4 protein-coding genes and 1 pseudogene are annotated in these 3,169 nt (G+C 32.6%); 3 read left to right on the top strand and 2 right to left on the bottom strand.

The genetic code is table 11. The annotated features are described in order from the left end of the window. Together AB4Y90_RS16930 and AB4Y90_RS16925 are read right to left on the bottom strand one after the other, a co-directional pair. A partial coding sequence (locus AB4Y90_RS16930; RefSeq protein ID WP_441558740.1) for a PspC domain-containing protein occupies positions 1 to 666 on the bottom strand: 666 nt, incomplete at its 3' end. An 11-nt stretch (positions 667 to 677) separates the two neighbouring features. After that, positions 678 to 1,007, bottom strand: a complete 330-nt coding sequence (locus tag AB4Y90_RS16925; RefSeq protein ID WP_441558739.1) for a PadR family transcriptional regulator — start codon at positions 1,005 to 1,007, stop codon at positions 678 to 680. 296 nt (positions 1,008 to 1,303) lie between these two features. On the opposite strand from AB4Y90_RS16925, the gene AB4Y90_RS16920 reads away from it, so the two are divergent. The 3 genes and pseudogenes from AB4Y90_RS16920 to AB4Y90_RS16910 all read left to right on the top strand — a co-directional run. Next, positions 1,304 to 1,993 (top strand): XAC2610-related protein, encoded by a 690-nt coding sequence (locus AB4Y90_RS16920; protein ID WP_441558738.1) that lies wholly within the window; start codon positions 1,304 to 1,306, stop codon positions 1,991 to 1,993. Further along, on the top strand, positions 1,971 to 2,561 hold the full coding sequence (locus tag AB4Y90_RS16915) for an HD domain-containing protein (protein WP_441558737.1): 591 nt from the start codon (positions 1,971 to 1,973) through the stop codon (positions 2,559 to 2,561). Before AB4Y90_RS16920 ends, AB4Y90_RS16915 begins: the two co-directional genes overlap by 23 nt. A gap of 198 nt (positions 2,562 to 2,759) precedes the next feature. Then, positions 2,760 to 3,169 (top strand): annotated as a pseudogene (locus AB4Y90_RS16910) (hypothetical protein); the annotation flags it as partial.

Raw genomic sequence — 3,169 nt, 5'->3', positions numbered from 1 at the left:
GTTGATGTAAGGTTTGTTTTCTGTATAGATTTCTCCCGCTCTTGTTGTCGTTTCATTGGCAAATTGTACAATTTTGCTAGACTCTTCCTTTAGATTATCAAAATTCAATGGTTTTCCTTTCATTTTCAAAAAATCTGAAGCTGTTTCAGCTTTTGGTAAAACTGCCCAAAGAATAAAATAAAGAATAATTACAAGGAAAGATGATCCCGGTGCAACCCAAAGAAACAAAAATGCACCCACCCAGATTAATCTCATCCAGAGAATCTCCATTCCGAAATAAGCAGCCAAACCAGCGCAAACTCCGGCAATTTTTTGGCTTTCAGGATCGCGGAACAGTTGTTTTTTGTCGCTGTAGATTGTTCCTGAGGTTTTGGTTCTTGTATTTTTTTCAGAATAATAAGCTTCTTCCTGCTCTTCGATCTTTTCTGGTGAACCGATTTGGGCAATTACTTTTTCAACGTCTGTATCGTTTATTACTTCACGTTTTCCTAAAGAATCTCTGAAAATTTCTACGATTCTGATCTCTATGTCGTGGATGACCTCATCAGCTTCAGAAGCATCCATAGAGTTTCTTAGGGCATTTAGATAGTCGCTGAGCTTTATATATGCGTGTTCTTCTATCGTAAAAGAAAAACCTGCGAGTCCTATTGAGAGTGTCTTGTTCATAGCTTTTGTTTTTAAAGTTTTTGAGTGATTTGGTTTACAGAATCTGTTAATTCTTGCCAGGTGTTTTGTAATTCAGATAAAAACGTTTTGCCTTTTTCTGTAATCTGATAATATTTTCTGGGCGGTCCTCCGGTAGATTCTTCCCATCTGTAAGAGAGAAATTCTCCGTTTTTTAATCTTGTTAAAAGAGGGTAGAGGGTTCCTTCCACTACATCCAGTTTTCCTTTTTTCAGCTCATCAATCAGATCAGAAACATACATTTCTTTGTGGTTGATGAGGCTCAAAATACAGAATTCCAGAATCCCTTTTCGCATTTGCGCTTTGGTATTTTCGGTATTCATCTTTAATAGGTTTTGTTAATTAGTTATATAAATTTTCAGATTTTGGTTCCTAGCTAGTTGAACCTATTCTGATTTTACATTACAAAGATATATAATTAAAATGGTATTATGCAATACAAAGTAGTAAAATTGTTTTAAATGTTTATTTAATTAATTGAAAATCAGTATTATAATTTTTACCCGAAATTTTAATCTTTCATTTAGTTTCTGAAATGAACTGATGTTTTAAGCATAATTTTTATATTTGTTATAGATTTTTCGGGTTTAAAATTTGAAAAATTATAAAAACTTACCACATGAATTGCAATAAATTTCTAATGATTTCTGTTCTTTTAGGAGAGCTTTGTAGTGCGCAAAATTATTTCGAGTTATCTAATGTTTCCCAAAACTTTAATGTTGTTGTCAACGTAGAAGCTTGTTTTGAAAATAAATGCAGTGGGAAAACAACTGTCGACCTTTACGATAAAAATACAATGAAAAAATATCAGACTTTTTTCTCAAATGATTTTTATTTAGATTTAAACGAAAATCAAAAGCCAAAGTTTGATTCATTGAAAAATTCGGTTGTTTTTGACGATTTTAATTTTGATGGAGCTGAAGATATTGCTATCAGAAACGGAAACAGCAAATATGAAAATCCTTTTTATGAAGTATATTTGAATGATGCGGCAAAACAACAGCTTATATTGAATGATGAATTGACGAATCTCGTCCGTTCAAATTCAGGAATGTTTAAAGCAGACGCTGAACGTCGTCGAATTGTCACTTATCTGAAAGAAGGATGTTGCTGGAATCTTACCTCAGAATATATATTTGTTCCCGAAAGGGAACTTTTGAAAGTATTGGAATTTGAAGAAGACACAAGAGATCCTGAAAAAGTGAAAACCGTAAAAAGAGAATTTATAGATTATAAATGGTTTGCAAAAACCACAATTTACCCCAGAGAAAGATACTTTAAAGAAAATGAAAATACAGAAAGAAATTGATTTTATCCTTGCAGTAGATGCACTGAAAAATGTGCAGCGAAGAAATTACAATGCAGACGATTCCAGGAGGGAAAATACCGCAGAGCATTCTTGGCAGATCATTATTTTGGCTCAAATTCTTTTTCCGTATGCCAAAAACAGAGCCGATATCGATTTGCTCAGAGTAATCAGAATGCTTTCGATCCACGATTTAGTAGAAATTGAAGCCGGTGATACTTTCATTTTTGACGAAGCCGCAATGATCGGAAAATTTGAAAGAGAAAAACAGTCTGCTCAGAATATTTTCGGAATTTTGGATGAACCCATCCGTTCTGAATTTTTTAATCTCTGGCTTGAATTTGAGGAAGAGCAGACTCCCGACGCAATTTTTGCCTGCGCCATCGACAGAATTATGCCTTTTATTCTGAATTCTCATACTTCAGGAAAAAGCTGGACTGAAGCAAAAGTTACCGAGCTGCAAATAAGAAATATGCTTGAAAATGCGATAAACAGAGCTTCAGATGAAATGGGAGAAGCTTTTCAGATGTTGCTTAATTTGAGTTTAGATTCTGAAAAAGTTTTGAGATAGTTTCTAAAAAGTTTTAATTTTTATCTTCAAAAGATATAACAGTTTTTTCTAGTAATTAAAAGGCTTTTTAAGTGGTTTAAATTTAAAATACTAAATATTAAGGTTTAATTTATGAATTAAATATTATTTTTATTTTTATTTTAAATTTATGATATAAAAAATTGTAATTTTATGTTTAATTTTTAAATTTATTAAAATATGAAAAGAAAACTACAATTTTTAGGTTTATTAGCTGCATCTCTTTTTTATGGTCAGCAAGTGACGATTGGCTCTGGTACAAGAGTAGATTCTAATGTTGGTTTATCAACTCCAATATCGATTTATTACGGGTACAGTTTGACCCAGCAAATTTATTTAGCAAGCGAAATTGGTCCTGCAATGAATATTCAGCAATTGAAGTTTTATGTGCAAAACCCAATTACTTCTTTAAGTAATACAGCGCAGGTTGATGTCTGGATTGGGCATACAACTGCAACAAGTTTTCAAAATGTAGTTAGTACAACCGGAGCAGGATGGATTCCTGTTTCGCAACAACAAAAAGTTTTAACGACCGGAACTCTTACTTATAGTGGTAATGAAGTAACTATTACTTTAACGACTCCATTTGC

The sequence above is a fragment of the Chryseobacterium sp. 2TAF14 genome (assembly GCF_052115105.1).
Classification (GTDB): Bacteria; Bacteroidota; Bacteroidia; order Flavobacteriales; family Weeksellaceae; genus Chryseobacterium.
This window is presented reverse-complemented; position numbering and strand designations above follow the sequence as displayed.